At 69.3% G+C, this 16,311-nt stretch carries 16 protein-coding genes; 11 read left to right on the top strand and 5 right to left on the bottom strand.

The features are described 5' to 3' along the window. Window positions 1-3: 3 nt before the first annotated feature. Window positions 4-3,270: a hypothetical protein gene (locus tag HNR01_RS09835; protein WP_183667574.1), complete on the top strand. Its 3,267-nt coding sequence runs from the start codon at window positions 4-6 to the stop codon at window positions 3,268-3,270. Between the two features lie 223 nt (window positions 3,271-3,493). On the opposite strand, the gene HNR01_RS09830 is transcribed toward HNR01_RS09835, so the two are convergent. Beyond that, window positions 3,494-3,736, bottom strand: a complete 243-nt coding sequence (locus HNR01_RS09830) for a hypothetical protein (protein WP_183667573.1) — start codon at window positions 3,734-3,736, stop codon at window positions 3,494-3,496. A 259-nt stretch (window positions 3,737-3,995) separates the two neighbouring features. On the opposite strand from HNR01_RS09830, the gene HNR01_RS09825 reads away from it, so the two are divergent. The 9 genes from HNR01_RS09825 to HNR01_RS09785 all read left to right on the top strand — a co-directional run bounded on the left by HNR01_RS09825 (window position 3,996) and on the right by HNR01_RS09785 (window position 10,143). After that, window positions 3,996-5,159, top strand: coding sequence for a hypothetical protein (locus HNR01_RS09825; RefSeq protein WP_183667572.1), 1,164 nt, complete (start codon window positions 3,996-3,998; stop codon window positions 5,157-5,159). A gap of 2 nt (window positions 5,160-5,161) precedes the next feature. Continuing rightward, entirely contained in the window at window positions 5,162-5,536 is a 375-nt protein-coding gene (locus HNR01_RS09820) for a hypothetical protein (protein WP_183667571.1), read from the top strand. A 16-nt stretch (window positions 5,537-5,552) separates the two neighbouring features. Continuing rightward, window positions 5,553-6,428: a hypothetical protein gene (locus tag HNR01_RS09815; protein ID WP_183667570.1), complete on the top strand. Its 876-nt coding sequence runs from the start codon at window positions 5,553-5,555 to the stop codon at window positions 6,426-6,428. Further along, a complete protein-coding gene (locus HNR01_RS09810; RefSeq protein WP_183667569.1) occupies window positions 6,428-7,813 on the top strand; it encodes a hypothetical protein in 1,386 nt (461 codons plus the stop codon). The genes HNR01_RS09815 and HNR01_RS09810 overlap by 1 nt, the downstream gene beginning before the upstream one ends. Window positions 7,814-7,883: 70 nt before the next feature. After that, window positions 7,884-8,255, top strand: coding sequence for a septal ring lytic transglycosylase RlpA family protein (locus tag HNR01_RS09805; protein WP_183667568.1), 372 nt, complete (start codon window positions 7,884-7,886; stop codon window positions 8,253-8,255). A 128-nt stretch (window positions 8,256-8,383) separates the two neighbouring features. Further along, on the top strand, window positions 8,384-9,100 hold the full coding sequence (locus tag HNR01_RS09800; protein ID WP_183667567.1) for a lysozyme family protein: 717 nt from the start codon (window positions 8,384-8,386) through the stop codon (window positions 9,098-9,100). 2 nt (window positions 9,101-9,102) lie between these two features. Further along, entirely contained in the window at window positions 9,103-9,369 is a 267-nt protein-coding gene (locus HNR01_RS09795) for a hypothetical protein (protein WP_183667566.1), read from the top strand. Continuing rightward, window positions 9,366-9,782, top strand: coding sequence for a hypothetical protein (locus tag HNR01_RS09790; RefSeq protein WP_183667565.1), 417 nt, complete (start codon window positions 9,366-9,368; stop codon window positions 9,780-9,782). The genes HNR01_RS09795 and HNR01_RS09790 overlap by 4 nt, the downstream gene beginning before the upstream one ends. A 4-nt stretch (window positions 9,783-9,786) precedes the next feature. Beyond that, window positions 9,787-10,143 carry a hypothetical protein gene (locus HNR01_RS09785; protein ID WP_183667564.1) on the top strand — a complete coding sequence of 119 codons (357 nt, stop codon included), beginning with the start codon at window positions 9,787-9,789 and terminating at the stop codon, window positions 10,141-10,143. Window positions 10,144-10,152: 9 nt separating this feature from the next. On the opposite strand, the gene HNR01_RS09780 is transcribed toward HNR01_RS09785, so the two are convergent. The 3 genes from HNR01_RS09780 to HNR01_RS09770 form a co-directional block, all read right to left on the bottom strand. After that, a complete protein-coding gene (locus HNR01_RS09780; protein ID WP_183667563.1) occupies window positions 10,153-10,572 on the bottom strand; it encodes a hypothetical protein in 420 nt (139 codons plus the stop codon). Then, entirely contained in the window at window positions 10,569-10,835 is a 267-nt protein-coding gene (locus HNR01_RS09775) for a hypothetical protein (protein ID WP_183667562.1), read from the bottom strand. Before HNR01_RS09775 ends, HNR01_RS09780 begins: the two co-directional genes overlap by 4 nt. A gap of 858 nt (window positions 10,836-11,693) precedes the next feature. Next, window positions 11,694-12,641, bottom strand: a complete 948-nt coding sequence (locus tag HNR01_RS09770) for a LysR family transcriptional regulator (RefSeq protein ID WP_183667561.1) — start codon at window positions 12,639-12,641, stop codon at window positions 11,694-11,696. Between the two features lie 99 nt (window positions 12,642-12,740). On the opposite strand from HNR01_RS09770, the gene HNR01_RS09765 reads away from it, so the two are divergent. After that, window positions 12,741-12,992, top strand: coding sequence for a hypothetical protein (locus HNR01_RS09765; protein ID WP_183667560.1), 252 nt, complete (start codon window positions 12,741-12,743; stop codon window positions 12,990-12,992). Window positions 12,993-13,129: 137 nt separating this feature from the next. Here the strand turns inward: HNR01_RS09765 and HNR01_RS09760 are convergent, their stop codons facing one another. Then, the gene (locus tag HNR01_RS09760) at window positions 13,130-16,309 is read right to left on the bottom strand and encodes an efflux RND transporter permease subunit (RefSeq protein ID WP_183667559.1); all 3,180 of its coding nucleotides are present in this window, start codon (window positions 16,307-16,309) and stop codon (window positions 13,130-13,132) included. Window positions 16,310-16,311: the final 2 nt, after the last annotated feature.

Genomic DNA, 16,311 nt, shown 5'->3' with positions numbered 1-16,311 from the left:
CTGATGGCGAACTTCTTCGACCAGTTCGATGACAAGCCGGCCCCGAAAGCTTCGGGGGCGGAGCCCGCGGCGGACGGCAGCAACTTCTTCGACCGGTTCGATGAAGCGCCGAAGACGTCCAAGGCGGAGGGAAAGTCGGTTGCGGCCGATGTCGTAGACCAGGCCGGTGCCGGAATTATCCGGGGCGCGGCCGGGGTGCTCGACCTGCCGCAGACGGTGTGGGGCCTCGCAGATCAGTTCACTGGTCTGATGGCGCAAGGCGTCGCTCGTGGGATCGGACGCGCGCTCGGCCGTCCCGCGGTCCCTGACAGTGAGATGCAGGCGCGTCGCGAAGCGCTAAAGGGCCCGATTCCTGCGCCTCACGAGCTGCCGAAGCCGGGCGAGATCGCGTTGAGCGGCGTCGAGGCCGTGGCTGGCAAGCTGCCGAAGGCCGAAACGGTGCCGGGGCAGTACGTCGGCACCATCGCCGAGTTCATCCCTGGCGGCGGCAAAACCATCGCCACCGCCGCGCGCAACGCTCTGGTGCCGGCGATCGCTTCTGAGACAGCCGGGCAGGTCACCAAGGGAACAGAAGCGGAGCCTATCGCGCGTCTCGTCGGCGGTGTGGCCGGTGGCGCTGCGCAGGCCTTCACTCGCCGCCCCGGCACGGCCGAGCGCCTCTTCGATGCCGGCGCCGGCAAGATCTCGGCCGATGAGGTGACGGCGGTTCGCTCGCTGGTTGACGATGCGGCGGCGCGCGGCGTCTTGCTGACCTGGGCGGAGGCGCTGCAGCAGGTCGTGGGCCCGCGCCGCCTCGGCGATCTTCAGCGCGTCGTGGAGGGACAAGGCGGGCTCTCCGAGTTCTTCGCCGCGCGTCCCGGCCAGATCGACGCCGCCGGGCAGGCCGGGCTTGACGCTATCACGCCGGCCTCGACCTCCTCTGCGCGCACGGGCGAGGCGGTCCAGGCTGCCGCCCGCAGCGCTGTGGCCGCGACACCCGAGGGACAGGCAGTCATCCGCGCCACGCAGGCGGCCGGCCCGCGCGTCTCCCCCGATCAGGCCGGGCAGGTGATCCAGCGCGAAATGCGCGGCGTCGCCGATGCCCGCGAGACAGCCCGCTCCGAGCAGGCGGCGCGCGACTATGCCGCCGCCCGCGCCGCGCCGGAGCGCATCGGGATCGAGCGCACCGTCGAGGTGGAGCGGCCCGGCGAGCCGGTGCTTCAGACGCTCGACAACGGCGCCGGCGGGCCGCTGCGTTACGACCCGCCGCCGCAGGGTCCGGATACCATCGGCTCGATGGCGCCGAAGCGGCCCGACGCGCCGCCGGTGGCGCCGGGCACGAAGTCGCTTGCCCGCTTCATCGCTGAGAACGGCGGCATCGGCCTCGAGCGCGGGGACGTGAAGGCGGCAGGGCTCGACCGCTTTCGGCAGCCCGGCGTCTCGAACCTCGTTCAGGAGAACGGCAAGGGAATCGACAATTTCTGGCGCGAGCGGCTGATCGAGGAGGGCTATCTCCCGCCCGACCGCGATGGCGGCATGGCGCGCAACATCCACGACGAGCTGATCGGCCTTCTGGAGCAGGAAGCCCGCGGGCGCCGCACCTATCCGTGGGATTGGCTGGGCCATGACGATCGGTCCGGGTTCGGCGCGATGCGCGACGAGTTCCAGGCCTCCGCCAGCCAAGCGACGACGGACATTCGCCGGGCTCTCACCGAGGCCGGCGTCGATCCGAAGACGGTCGACAAGGGCACGCTCGACCGGGCGGCCGCGGCGCTGATGCGCGGCGACGAGACTGACCCGCTGTCGGCCTATGAGCGCGTCGTGATGGCTTCGAAGGAGCCCGCGAGCGGCCCCTCCTCCCGCATGGTGCCGACGACGGTGACGGAGGAGATCTCCGCGCCGAGGTTCGGGCAGGTGAACCCGCAACCGGCCATCGACGCCATTGACGCGGCGCTCGCCACGGCAAAGGGCAATGTCCGGAGCGCCCTGGAGGCGGTACGGCGAGACCTGCACGGCAACCTGCCCGATCCAGTGTCTGGAGTGCGTGAGACAGAACTGACCATCGACGGGCTGCACCAGACTCGCGAGCGCCTCGACCAGGTGCTCCGGGAGGCGCGCAAGGCCGGTGACGGCGTGATGGTGAGCCGCCTTCAGAGCGTGCGATCGGCGATTGACGAGCAGCTCAAGACGGCGCCCGAGATGGCGGTGGCGGACGCCAACTTCGCCGCTAACAGCCGGCCCCTGGAGCCGTTCGCTGGCAACGCCCCGCTCGGCCGGGTGACGCAGCGCGATCCCGAGACGCGTCGGCTCAACACGCCCGCAGAACAGGTGCCGTCCCACCTGGAGGGCGCCACCGCGGCCCGCGAGTTCCTGGCCAACGCTACGCCCGCGGCTCGCAACGCGTTCGAGGCGCGCGAGGTGACCCGCATCCTCGACGGAGTGAGCGGTCAGGGCGGCGCTACGGCGGAGCGTATCCGCGCCGCGATGCGCCAGAACGAGGACCTGCTCGCCCTCCTCCCGGAGGCGCGCGGCCGGCTTCAGCGCCTCGCCCTCGCCCATCAGGGCCGCGAGGCCGTGGAGCGCTCCCCGCTCGGCCGGATCGCCGAGCGGCCCGATCTGAAGCGCGCCATCGACGCCCTGTTCCCGACCAAGCCCGTCGAAGGCTCCTCGGCCGACGTCGGAGCCGCTGTCGGTGCGATCTCGCGCAGCAACTCGCTGGCCGCGCGCGAGCTCGTCCGAACCTACCTCGGGACCGAGTTCGCGGCGAAGACGAAGGACCTTCAGAGCGGCGCCAATCAGGCGGGCGGGGCCAAGTTCGCGGCCAGCATCCGCGGCAACGATCTGGCGGGTGAAAACGTCTTCGCCGCGATCCGTGCCCTGCCGGATGGAGAGCGGCTGGCGGCCGGCTTCTCCCGCCTGCTCGACATCTTCGAGGCGACCGGCACGCGCCAGGGTGTCGGATCCCGCACCTCGTTCAACAACGAGGCGCTGGCAGAGCTGCGCAAGGGTGGTCTCGGCGGTGAGGCGAACAAGGCGCTCGCGACCGGCGGCCTGAACCTGCCGAAGCGGATCGCGCAGGCCTTCGAGGACTGGCAGGCAGGACGGAACGTCGACCGCTTAGCCGCGCTGCTGACCACGCCAGAGGGAGGACGTCGGCTTGCCGATCTCGCCGCTGCTCGGCCCGGCGCCGATACGATCGCGCTGCTGAACCGGCTCGTCTTGCTCGGAGGGCGCGGGTACGGCAGCGGCGACCGGGAGCCGCTTCAGCTTACGGTTCGCCCAGTCAAGTAAGCGCGTAGCGATGGCCGTTCCGAGCGCGACGAAAACCACCGAGATGCCGAAGCCGACGACAAGGAGGCCAGGCGTCAGTGGCGGGGGATTTTCCTCTGTTCGACCGGTTCCGAGATAGGTCAGGCCGGCGATGGCCGCGATCTGCGCGACGTACCAGAGCGGCTGTGAGAAGCGGCGGGGCATGGCGGCACGCTATCATGTGCCGCCATGCTGGGCGAGCCGTTCAGTAGCGCGGAATGCGCGTACCATATGAGTTGTTGTGCGGGTTGTAGTTTCCGCTCGTGCTATAATTATCGTACTGCGTGCTGTTTGGATTGGTCCGATAGTGCGGCGCCACGTAGGTGCCATTATTGGTCGTGTATCCGCTGACGCTATTGCTCCGACTGTTGGAGCCGTAACCGTAATATTGGGCCTGTGCGGTGCCTATGGTAGCCGCGAACAAGGCAACAGCGATGACGATGCGCATGGACGTTCCCCCGACGCTGTTTTAGCGTCACGAACACTGCAACCACGGGTCTGCCATGTCGTCGAGGCGCTTGGCGATCCATTGCCATCGAATTTTGAGCCTGTGGTTGACGCGTCACGCTATATGCTGCGGTGAGCCGAGCCTCCGCCCCTTGACCCGTCGGGCAAAACCCGCGATTTGATCACCGTGCCGCGCCCTACGCGCCGGCCCTGACCGAGCCCCGCCCCCGTGCGGGGCTTCGTCGTTTCGGACGCCACTCATGACAATCTTCTGGCCGCTCTCGCGGCAGCAGGTGCTCGACCTGAACGGGCGCCCGCGTCTCGACGTGCGTGCGCGCTTCTTCGAGGCCGGCTCCGACGTGCCGCTCGCGGTGTACGCGGATTCGGGCCGGACGCAGCCGCATCCTGCCGAGGTGGCACCGGATGCGACGGGTCGATTCCCGCGCGTCTACCTGCCGGCGGGCCTCTACAAGGAGTGGGTCTATTCCCTGTCGGCGGGTCTGCTGTGGAACGACGATGGGCTCGGGGAGCCGATCCCGCCCACGGAGCCGACCGATCCCGAGGGGACTGACGATCCGACGGCCCGCGCCCGGACCGGCGACGTGAAGTGGCGCCTCGACAACTCGGTACAGCCGGGTTGGGTGCGGATGAATCAGGGCACGATCGGCAACGGTCAGTCCGGTGCCTCCGAACGCGGCAGCAACGACACCCGCAACCTCTATCTGTACCTCTGGCTGACTTTCCCCGACAGCATGGCGCCGGTCGTCGGTGGCCGCGGTGCCTCGGCGAGCGACGACTTCGCGGCCGGCAAGGTCATCGGCATTCCAACGATGCAGGGCCTCTTGCCGGGCGGCCTCGACGACATGGGGACGGGTCCGGCGAACCGGCTTCAGACGAGCACCGGGCTCAACCTGACCGCCGGCTCAACCAATGCGACCGCCTTCAGCAGCGACCGCTTGGCGATTGGTATGTCGGTGATCGCAGCCGGCATCTCGGCCGGAACGACGATCGCCGACCTCAACGGCAACGTCATCACGCTTTCGCAGCCCGCGGCCGCCGGCTCGACCGGCCCCGTCCTGGCGCGCTTCTCGTTCTTCGGTGACGTCCAGACCCCCGGCCAGATCGGCGGCGATGCGCTCTCGACGCTTTCGAGCAGGAACCTGCCGGCGCTCCTGCCCGATGGGAAGGTGACCGTCGATTACCCGGCGCATCAGTATGTTGCCCCGGACAAGGTTCAGCCCATCGCCTTCGGCGATGCAGGCGCGTCGACATCGCTCCCGGACATGCTGCGGGGGGTGAAGAACTCCGATACCGCCCCGCCGGGCGCGAAGGAATTCACCGTCTCGCATTCGAACCCTGGCGGCGGCCAGTCGGTGTCGAACCTCCCGCCGATCCGGCTCGGCACCTTCTTTCTGAAGCTCTGAGCATGGCGTTCCTGAACACTCTGGGCGCCGCCTCGCGCTGCGGGCAGTGGCGGCTCCGTCTCGTGCTGCGGATGGGCTCCCCCGACGGACGGCTCGACCTCACCGAGGCAGGGCTGATCGACTTCTCGGCGGCGTCCGACGTGACGGTCCAGGTCGTGCCGCGCGACCGCCGTTGTGGCGTCCACGATCCGCACCCGCTTCTCACGGCCTCGACATCGGCCGGGACGCTCTTCGTCTCGAACCCCGGCATCGTCGAGGCGCTGTTCCCCGCCGGCTGGTCCGCCTGCGTCCCGCCCGGCGTCTACGACGTGCGCGTGCTGATGACGGTCGGCCCCGAGACCGCGCTCGTCTTCGACGAGCCCGTCGAACTCCGCTGATCGCTTCGGAGCCTCCATGATCCCCGCCCTGTCTCTGCCCTCTGCTCCGGTCGATGTCCGGGGCGGCCCCGGCGTTCGCGTCGAACGCAACGGCACCTCGACCATCGTCTCGCTGAGCGATGTCGTGCTGCTCACCGCCGGCACCGGCCCGGATTTCACGGTCGAGAGCCCGGACGGCATGATCCGCCTGTTCGACGGTCTCTCGCTGCTTCTGCGCATGGACCGGACCGGGCCCAATGCTCCGACGCTGAGCGTCGACGGAAGCCCCCTCGCGCAGTGGCGCGACGCCAACGGTAGCCCGCTCGCCGACGGCGCGCTGCAGAAGGACTCGTTGCAGCGCGTGGTCTACGACGCGACGCGCGGCATCTGGCTCGGCACGCAGCTCGGTGGTCCCGGCACCACGGGCGTCACGCCCGACTTCACCGGCACGCTGGCGCAGCGCAGCGCCTACGACGCCTACCCGCAGGGCACGACCTTCCTTGCCGTGTCGGACCTCCCGACCGGTCCGGAGTGGACGCTCTACATCAAGCGGTCCGGCAGCTTCGCCGACTGGTCAAGCGGCCTCGCGATCAAGGCGAGCCCCGCCCAGACGACAGTGGCGGCCCAGACGGCGGCGGAGCGAGCGCAAGCTCAGGTTCCGATCGTGGAGCGCATCGGCGCCGAGCAGGCCGCGAAAGCTCGGGCCGAGGCGGAGGCGTCCGCCGCCGCAAGGGCCGTCTCCGAAGCCGCGCGCGATGCGGCGTCCCTGAATGCGAGCGCGGCCGACCAGCGCGCGATCGAAGCCGCAGTCTTCGCCGCCAACGCCGCCGCCTACGCGGCCCAAGTCGGCCGCGTGATCTTCGACTTCAACTTCGACTCCGATCCCAACTCCACCAACGATTGGAACGTGTGATGCCCCGTCAGGCCCGTCAGCTCGCCGGCATTGGCGCCACCGATCTGCCGTCGCAGGCGGCGATCGACGCCTATATCGGTCCGCCCCGCGAACTCGTGGTCGGCACCGAGACCCTTCACCTTCAGGACGGCCAGACCCCGGGCGGCCGTCGCATCCTGGCCGACGGTTCGACCGGCGATGTGTCGAAGATGTCCGCTCGGCGCTCGGGCGCCGGTGCCGTTTCGCGCCCCCTCTCCGATCGAGACATCCGCTCGGTCAAGGATTACGGGGCCAAGCTCGACGGGACTGACGACTCGGCATGTTTCTCCGCTGCGCGCGCTGCGGCGCCGGCCGGCGGCATCATCGACGTGCCGGACGGTCGCTTCAATGCGCTGCCCGGTGGCGGCCCTGCCTCCCCGGTCCTGTGGCGGATGCAGGGCAACACTTATGACGGCACGACGCCGGTCACCTCCATCGGCAAGGATACCGTCGAGACGACCCTGTACGGTCGAAAGTATCTCGGCGTCGGATCGACCAACGCCGACGATGCGCCTGTGTTGCGCATTGACCAGAACATGGATCAGGCCGGCGGCACGGAAGGCGCCGTCGTCAACGCTCTGAAGATCAACCAGATCATCGGGGCGGTCGCGCCGAAGAACTACGGCTGGGCCTTCAACGCGACCCTTTCCAGCAAGGCTTACGGCATCGGGCAGCATACGGCGTGCTCGGCGCTCGCCGTGCGTCCGGCCGATGCTCTGAACGACGGACACGGTCCGCGCGCGACCATCTGGGCCGATTACAAGGAGGCCACCAGCCAGACCGGTCAGCCCTCGGATCTCGATGGCCCGCTCGTGATCGGTGAGTGGGATATGTACGCCAACGGTGCGGATCCGGGCGGCATCCGCATCGGCCTGCACATGCTGTTCAGCAAGTACAATCAGGCCGGCGCGGCGATGGGGATCAACTCCGTCTTCGGCATCGGCACGAACGACGGCGGGGCGGAGGGCACCCGGAGCTATGCCCGCAAGATCCTGAACAACGCGCTGTCGTTCACGGAAGCTGGCATTGACTTCTCTCAGGCGACTGCCCGGAACGGCGCACCCGTTTTTCGGATGGCGGCGGGCCATGACATCGCGTGGGAGGGGTCCGGCACGCGCGTCACCCGCTGGATCGACGGCTTCTGGCAGACCCGCGTCAACGGAGCGGAAGTCTATCGCCTGACTGACGATGGCAGCACCGGGCAGGCCGGTCGAGCACAGTTCCCCTTCTTCAATTCGCCGGACCGACCCGCGCCGGCCAATACCGGCGACACGAGCGGGGCGATTGGCGACGTCATCTTCAGCGGGCCGTATATGTACCGCAAAACCACGTCCGGCTGGCTTCGCACGCAGATGTCCGCCTTCTGACGACTGACTGACCTAAGCCGCTCGCCGCGCCACCCGGCCCGAGCCTGATTCCTCGACAATCGGACCCACCATGCTCCTGCAACGCCTCGCGGTGCGGGCCGCTCTCGCTTGCCTCGTGCTCAGCGTGACGCCCGCCCGCGCCGATTGGACGGGAACCGCCTCGTTCTACGGCCACGAGTCCGGCCGCCTCCGCGCAGACGGCCGCCGCTTCGTCCCCGAGGCGCTCGGCGCCGCGCACTGGACCCTGCCGCTCGGCACTCCGGTGCGCGTCACCGATCTGGTCACCGGCCGGCATATCGACGTGCGGGTCAACGACCGCGGCCCGCATCCCCGGCTTGGCCGGCTGATCGACCTCTCGCTCGGCGCGGCCCGCGCCCTCGGCATCACGCAGCGCGGGCTTGCCCGGGTGCGCGTGTCCCTCCTCCGACGCCTTCCGGCCTAGTCGATCAAAACCGGGTCAAATCTAGTCCACCCGCTAAGCCTCTGATCCGCTGAGCCTTCCGGCCGATCGGGCGGCCCCGGATCAAGAGCCGGTCAAGAACTCGTCCACCCAACCCCCCGGAGACCACGATGGCCGCGAGCCTGAACCGCGCCGCCTTCTACGCGGCCGTGCGCGCATCCCTGTTCGGCGGGCGCCTGAAGGACGCGCAGTTCAAGGGCCTCGAGGCGATCCTCGACGCCGCGCCGTCGCTGCTCGGCACCACGTCGCTCGGCTACGCGCTGGCGACCACCTTCCACGAGACGGCGCGCACCATGCAGCCGATCGAGGAATACGGCCGGGGCAAGGGGAAGTCCTACGGGCCGACCGGCTTCTGGGGCCGCGGCTTCGTGCAGCTCACTTGGGAGACGAACTACGCGAAGGCGACCGCGCGGCTGCGGCAGCTCGGCTACCTGCGGGCCGACGAGGACCTGGTGAAGACGCCGAAGCTCGCGATGCGGCTCGACGTGGCGGCGGCGATCCTCTTCTACGGCATGGTCGAGGGCTGGTTCACCGGCAAGAAGCTCGCCGATTACTTCGGCGGCGGTCGCTACGACCCGGTCGGCGCCCGGCGCATCATCAACGGCACCGACAAGGACGAGATGATCGCCGGCCAGTGCGGGAAGTTCGTCGATGCGCTGCGCGCCGCCGGGCATTCGGTGATCCCCACCGCTCCGCCCTCGCCCGCCCCGCAGCCCGCCCCCACCGGCGGGCTTGTTCGCTCGGGCGTCCAGGCGACTGGCGGCGCGGTCCGCTCCGGCCTCGCCGGCCTCTACGACCTGATCCACACCTCGTTTCGGAAGGCTTGACCATGGCACGCCGCCCCCTCCTCGCGCGGGCCCGGCTCGGCCTGCGCCGCTGCTGGCGTGCGGCCGCCGGCAAGCGGGTCTACCTACTTGCCGGCATCATGGCGCTGCCGGACGTCCTCGATGCGCTCCCCGGTGTCGATCTGGCGCCGCTGCTGCCTGAGTGGCTGCCGGGCGCGAAGGTGGCGACCTTCCTCGCGGTCGCCCGGCTCGCCGCCCGCGCCTACGCGACGAAGCTGGCGACGCTGCCGGCACGGGAGCCGCCCCGATGAACCTCCTCGGCTGGCTCTCCAACCCGGTCGGAAGCCTCCTCGGCACCGTCGGCTCCGGCCTGATCAAGGTGTTCGGCAACTCGGTGCTGCAACCCATCCTCAAGGGGATGGAGAACGGGCAGAACACCCAGCGCGACGTCGCGGTGCAAGTCGTCCAGGCCGAGATCGTCGCGAACCAGGCGAAGGCGGCGATCGCGCCCGCCTTCAAGGGGCTGATCTACGGCATCGGCATTCCGCCCGCGATCCACTTCGGGGCGATCTGCCTCTCGAAGACCTTCGCGCTGGGCTGGCCCATCGAGCCGCTGCCGCCCGAGTACGTGGCGATCGAGGCCACCATCCTGACGGCTTTCTTCGTCTCCTCACCCCTCACGACGCTGGCCCGCGCCGGCGCCGCCCGCCTGCTGAAGGCCTGATCCGATGGACACCTCGTTCCTCTCGCCCGGCCCGATCACCTGGGCGCACGTCGTGGCGTTCGCGCTGTTCCTCGTCGGACTCGGCAAGCTCGTCGACTGGATCACGGGCAAGCTGCGCGCCGGCACGAAGGACGCGGTGTCCCCGCTGACGATCGACATGGCGGCGGTAAAGATCCAGATCGCGGCCCAGACCGAGGCCCTGCACAACTTCAAGGTCGAAGTCGCCCGAACCTACGTGACCGGCGATGTCATCACCCGTATGGAGCGCCGCATCGACGACCTGGTGACATCGATGCGCGAGGAGATGGCCGCGACCCGCCGGGAGATGCTGCAGGCGATCACGGGGCGCCGGCCCGACTGATCCCCGCCGTTAACATCCGTCAACGCATCGCCCCGGGGCTTCGGCCTCGGGGCTTTTTTCGTGCGCGCTGTTGGCGGGCCGCTCGTAGCCCTCCCAAGCGACCAGCGCGACCCAATGCGTCATGCCGCCGTAATCTTGAGCGGTGAGCTTTCGCATCTCGGCCCGCCAGTCACGCTCCAGCGCCCAGGCGGCCCGCAGCGCCGCGACCGCCTCCTCCTTCGTATGGACGAAGCCGCTGTCGGTCCTGCTCGGCTTCGTCATGCCGACGAACTGGCGCACGCAGGTGATCGTCCAGAACCAGCGCGGCGGGGCTGGGATCGTGTCGTTGCGGTAGATCCGGCCGACGGTCATGCCGCGAACCTCGAGGACGAAGTCAGGGCCGGGCTCGTTGAAGGTGTGCCGCCAGACTTCGGCGTCGGGATCGCTCACGCCTTCTCAGCCCGCGCCAGCAGGATTGCGGTCCGGGCCGCATTCCGCCGCGCGCCGGGCTTGCTCGTCTCGTCGGCGAGGACAGAGGTCGCGAACGCGCTCGCCTTCACCGCCGCGGCCACGTCGAGCATGTAGCCCTCGGCGAGTTCGGCCCGGTCCTCGAACTTCCCGGCCAGGACCGCATCGACCAGCGCGCCAACCTGCTCGTCGGTGACGGCCTTGGCCTTGAAGAGCTCGCCGACGGTGGGGGAGGAATCAGCCATGCACGGACCCTACCGCGCGTGACTTTGGCCACCAAATCCGCTTTGCAGAAGCGGTCCAAGCCATTGATAGTTATAGGGGCTGATTTCAGGTCTTTTGCAAAAAACGTATTATTTTCCAATAAACAGGGACTGTCTGGGGGACAGGGGGTCGTCGGTTCAAGTCCGGCCACTCCGACCATCATTCTGCAACGGGCTAGGGCTGCTCCAGCCTTCTTGATCTGCCGCCGTTTCGCAGACCCTCTCGCAAGTTCCTGTTCGAGCGGCCTTCGGGGCTCGCTGTCGGCGATTCGGCCTGATCGGGGCCGATCGACGACCGCCGAGGGAGGTGGGCGTCACTCCTCCCGCCGGATGCGGAGCCGGTCCACCGTCAACTCGCCGATCTCCAAGCGGCCGATCCGGGCTCGCCCGACCGAAAGCCGTCCGATCGCGAAGGCTCCTACGGCCAGCGCACCGAGGGCCACCGCTCCAACCGCGAGAGCCCCGATTGCGGTTCGCCCGACAGCGGCTTCGTGTAGCGTAACGGAAGTCCGTGAATCGGTCGGTAGCTTACTGATCATCGCTGCAGGCCTTTCCTCGAAGCAGCCCCCGGTGCCGTGCCAAATTTTTGGAACAATAACATGACTGCCTGACCAAGGTCGGCCTGTCCTTATTCCTGCGGCATCTTTGATTGATTCCTCGCCGAGGAGGGGCCGAACGGAAGCGCGGGTGGCAACATCTGGACCGTCGCGCAACCATCTGCGCGGCAGCTGCATCGTCCGTCCTTCTTGGTGCTCTTCGAGCCTCGCGGCTGCCTTCGAACCTGACCGGGGACGCGTGTCACTGAGAGCCGGCAGCGTCTCCCTCCGATGGCCTCCACGATCACGATGCCTCTGGAGCGGGGGCTGTCGGCCCCGGCCGGCGCAGCCTCACGATCGTCTCCCGCAACCAGCGCTGGCTCGGCACGGCGTCGTTGGATGCGTGCCAGATCATCGAGATCGAGACGTCCGGCAGCGCGATCGGCGCCGGACTCACGGTCAGGCCCATGCTGTCGGCGAAGAAGCGCGCCAGCCGCGCGTGCATCGTGGCGATGACGGGGGCCTGCCGCACCACGAACGGCATCACCGAGAAGCGCGGCGAGGTCAGGGCGATGACGCGCTTGCGGCCGATCTTGGCCAGCGCATCGTCGACGACCCCATGGGCGCTCTCCACGAGGCTGGTCAGCAGGTGGGGCAGCCGCACGTAGTCGTCGAGCGAGATCGGCGCCGTCACCCCGACGAGGTCGGCGTTGAAGATGCAGAGGTAGCTCTCCTTGTTGAGGATGCGCCGCTTGTGGTGCGTCTGACCCTGTTCGAACACCCCGATGCCGAGATCGACGCGGCCGGTATCGAGATCGTCGAGGATCCGGTGCCGATCGACCGTGTGCAGCAAAAGCTTCACACCCGGCGCCACCGCCTGCAGATGCGCGATGAGGGTCGGCATCAAGAGCACCTCGGTCGAGTCCGGGATGCCGAGAGTGAAAGTGATGTCGGCTGTCGCCGGATCGAAGGCGTCCGGTGGCGCCGTGATCTCTTGGATCTGAGACAGCGCCGCCTGCACCGGCGCGATCAGCGCCAGCGCCCGCGGCGTCGGCCGCATGCCGTCGGGGCCCCGCGTTAGCAGCTCATCCGAGAAGGTGGTGCGCAGCCGCGCCAGGGCATGGCTCATCGCCGATTGGCTGATGCCGATCCGCCCCGCCGCGCGGGTCACGCTCCGTTCGGTCAGCAGCGCATCGAGGGCGACCAGCAGATTGAGGTCGAGTCGGGAAAGATGCACGTGATCGATGCGCATTATGAAATCGATCCATTTGATTCATAGCCTACGACCCAGCACATACAGTCTCACAAGGCGACGGGGAGCCCGCCGCCGAGAAAAAAGAGGCTGATCACGATGTCCAAGACCCTTGTTTCGCTCACCGTCGCCGCCCTGGCTCTCACCGCCCTCGCGACGGCATCCGCCCGCGCCGACGAGACCGGCATCGCCCACAACGTCAAGACGGTCGGCGCACTGACCCTTGAGACCCGGGGGCTCGCCACCAGCGATCTCTCGGTCCACCGCCAGGGCGGCTTCGCCCTCCCCGGCTCGGTCCAGTGGATCGTCACCCCCGCCACGGACGTGAGGACCCGGCAGGCCGCCTTCTGAGCCGGCCCGATGGGACACACGGATGTGCTACACGATCCTCCGGCGCCTGACGGCGCCGGAGTCATTTTCGGGGAGTGCGAAGCGATCCTCCCGGCCGAGGCCGCGTCAGGTCAGGAACTCTGAGACCGAGACGACGATCACAGCGCGGTGTCCGCGGCCTTGAACCGGGCGAACCGCAGGGCCAGCATCGGCAGCACGGCGAGGTTGAGCACCGTCGAAGTCGCGAGGCCGCCGAGGATCACGAGCGCCATCGGCCCCTCGATCTCGCGGCCGGGCTCACCCGCACCGAGCGCCAGCGGCAGCAGTCCAAGGCCGGTGACGAGGGACGTCATCAGGATCGGCACGAGGCGGTCGGCCGCCCCCTCGATCGCGGCCCCCTCGTTCCACGCGCGGCCCTCCACCAGCACCATGTGCTCGTAATGCGCGATCATCATGATGGTGTTGCGCAGCGAGATGCCGAACAACGTCACGAAGCCGACGATCGAGCCGAGCGAGATCACCGCGCCGCTCGCGGCCACCGCCAGCACGCCGCCGACGAAGGCGAAGGGCAGGTTGACGAGGACGAGGGCGAGATTGGTCAGCGAACCCGTCACGACGAGGAGCAGCAGCACGATCCCGAGACCGGCGAGCCCTGTGTAGAGTGCGAGTTCGCGCCGCGCCTTCGCCTGCGTCTCGGCGGCGCCGCCGAAGCCGATGTCGATCCCCGAGGGCTGCGCGACCTCGCGGGCGATCTTGCGTTTCGCGGCCTCGGTGAACGAGGCGACGTCGCGCCCTTCCACATTCGCGGTCACGACCCGCACCCGCTGCGCGCCGACATGGCCGACGGCGTAGCGGCCGGCGGTCTCGTAGACGTCCGCCACCTGGGCGAGGCGGATGTAGCTGCCGCTCGGCGTTCGCAGGGGCAGGTTGCCGAGCGTCGAGAGGCGGGTGCGCACGGCCGGTTCGAGTACGACGACGACGTTGAACACGGCGTTGCCCTCGTAAGCCTGACCGACGATGTCGCCTTGATAGGCCGTGCGCACGATCTCCAGCACCTCGATCGCGTCAAGGCCCCAGTGGCGCAGATCGGTCGGCCGCAGACTGACATTGACCTGCGGCAGGCCCGGCGGCGACTTGAGCTGGACGTCGGCCGCGCCGCGCACTTCGGCGAGTTCGCGCGCCACGTCGCGGGCGGTGGCCTCGATCCGGTCGAGATTCGTGCCGGTGATGCTGACGACGACCGGCGCCGTGAACCCTGAGACGACCTCCTCGATGCGCTCGGTCAGGAAGGTCTTGAGCGAGAAGCTCGCTCCGGGCGTGGCCGCCATCAGCGCGCGGATGCCGGCCTCCGCCCGCTCCTGCCCGGCGCCGTCGAGACCCGGCTCGAGATCGATATGGATCTCGCTGTCATGCGTGCCGCCCAGATCGTAGCCGGCCTCGGCGCGCCCGACCTGCTGGGCCACCGCGCGGACGCCCGGCACCGCCTTCAGCCCGGCGGTGAGGCGCTCGCCGAGCCGCAGCGTCTCCTGCAGGGAGGTCCCGGGCGCGGAAGCCATGTGCAGGATGAGGTGCCCTTCCTTCAGGTCCGGCAGGAACACGCCGCCGAAGAACGGAACCGGCAGGGCCGCCGCAACGGTCAGGGCAAGGCTGCCGGCCAGGACCAGACCGGGGTAACGGTTGAGCCGGGCAAGCCCGCGGGCGTAGGCGCTGCGGACACGGCGGCTCACCGGCGGCTCGCGAGCCGGCAGGTTGGTGCGCCCGGCGAGGAGCAGGCGGGCCAGCGCGGGCGTCACCGTCAGCGCCACGGCGAGCGAGGTCAGCACGGCGAGGATGTAGGCCAGCGCCAACGGCGCGAACAGGCGGCCGGGCACGCCGGTGAGCGCCAGCACCGGCAGGAACACGAGCAGCACCGCGAAGGTGGCGTAGGCGACCGAGACGCGCACCTCGAGGATCGCGTCGAGCACGACCCGCGCCCCGGACAGGGGAACGGCGGCGCATCGGTTCTCGCGCAGGCGGCGCATCACGTTCTCGACGCCGATCACCGCGTCGTCCACGACCTCGCCGATGGCGATGGCGAGCCCGCCCAGCGTCATGGTGTTGAGGCTCTGGCCGAAGGCGCCGAGCATCAGCACCGCGCCGATCAGCGACAGCGGGATCGCCGAGGCGCTGATCAGCGCCGTTCGCCAATCGGCCAGGAAGACGAACAGCACGACGACCACGAGAACGCCGCCGAGCGCGAGGGCCTGAACCACGTTGTCGGTGGCCTGCGTGACGAAGTTCGCCGGACGGAACAGGTCGGTGCGCAGGGTGATGCCGTCGCGCTCCAGTCCCGGGCGCATCTCCGCGAGCGCCGCCTCGACCCCCGCCGTCACGTCGAGGGTGTTGGCGCCGTACTGAGCCCCGACCATCAGCAGCACGCCGGGTTTGCCGTCGACCAACGCCGCGCTGATCGCCGGCTCCGGACCGGCCACGACGTCGGCGACGTCGCCGAGCACCACGCTCGCGCCGCCCTCGTTGATGAGCACGGTGCGCGCGACCGCCTCCGGCGTCAGCGACTGCCCCTCGGTCTGCAGGGTGATGCGCTGGTTGACCGTGTCGACGAAACCCGCCCCGCGCACGCCCGTCGCCTTGCGACCGGCCGAGAGCACGTCGTTCAGACCGATGCGGAAGCGGACGAGGTCCTGCGGCCGGACCTGGATGCGGATCGAGCGCAGGTCGCCGCCGTAGACCAGCACCTCGCCGACACCCGGCGTCGCGAGCAGGCGCAGGCGCAGGCGCCAGTCGGCCACCGTGCGCAGGTCCATCAGCGACTGCGTCGGCGAGCTCAGGCCGAGGAGGAGCACCGAGCTCGTCGACGAGGTCAGCGCCGTCATGGTGGGCGGCAGCACACCCTGCGGCAACCGGGCCGTTACTGATGCCAGCCGCTCGTTCACGAGCTGGCGCGCCCGGTAGATGTCGCTGCCGGAGGCGAAGGTCGCAGTGATGACCGACAGGCCCTGGATCGAATTCGAGCGCATCGTCGCCAGCCCCGGCAGGCCGCCGATCGCGACCTCCAGGGCCTGGGTCACCAGCACCTCGACCTGTTCCGGGTTCAGGCCGGGCGCCTCGGTCTGCACCGTCACCGTGGGCGGGGCGAATTCCGGGAAGACGTCGTACTTGGCTGAACCGAGGGCGACCACGCCGTAGACGGCAAGCGCCAGGACCAGCGCCAGGACGATGCCGGGCCGGCGCACCGCGAAGGCGACCAGGGCGGATTGGAGACCCGCCGGTGCCGGGGCCGGAGGGGCCGTGGGCGCGTCGTCTCGCGCCAGCCGGCGTGCGGACGGGTGGTCGAGCATGC

Origin of the sequence: Methylorubrum rhodesianum (genome assembly GCF_014199985.1) — a bacterium.
Classification (GTDB): domain Bacteria; phylum Pseudomonadota; class Alphaproteobacteria; order Rhizobiales; family Beijerinckiaceae; genus Methylobacterium; species Methylobacterium rhodesianum.
The sequence above is the reverse complement of the archived record's forward strand: the minus strand, read 5'-3'. Positions and strand labels throughout refer to the sequence as shown.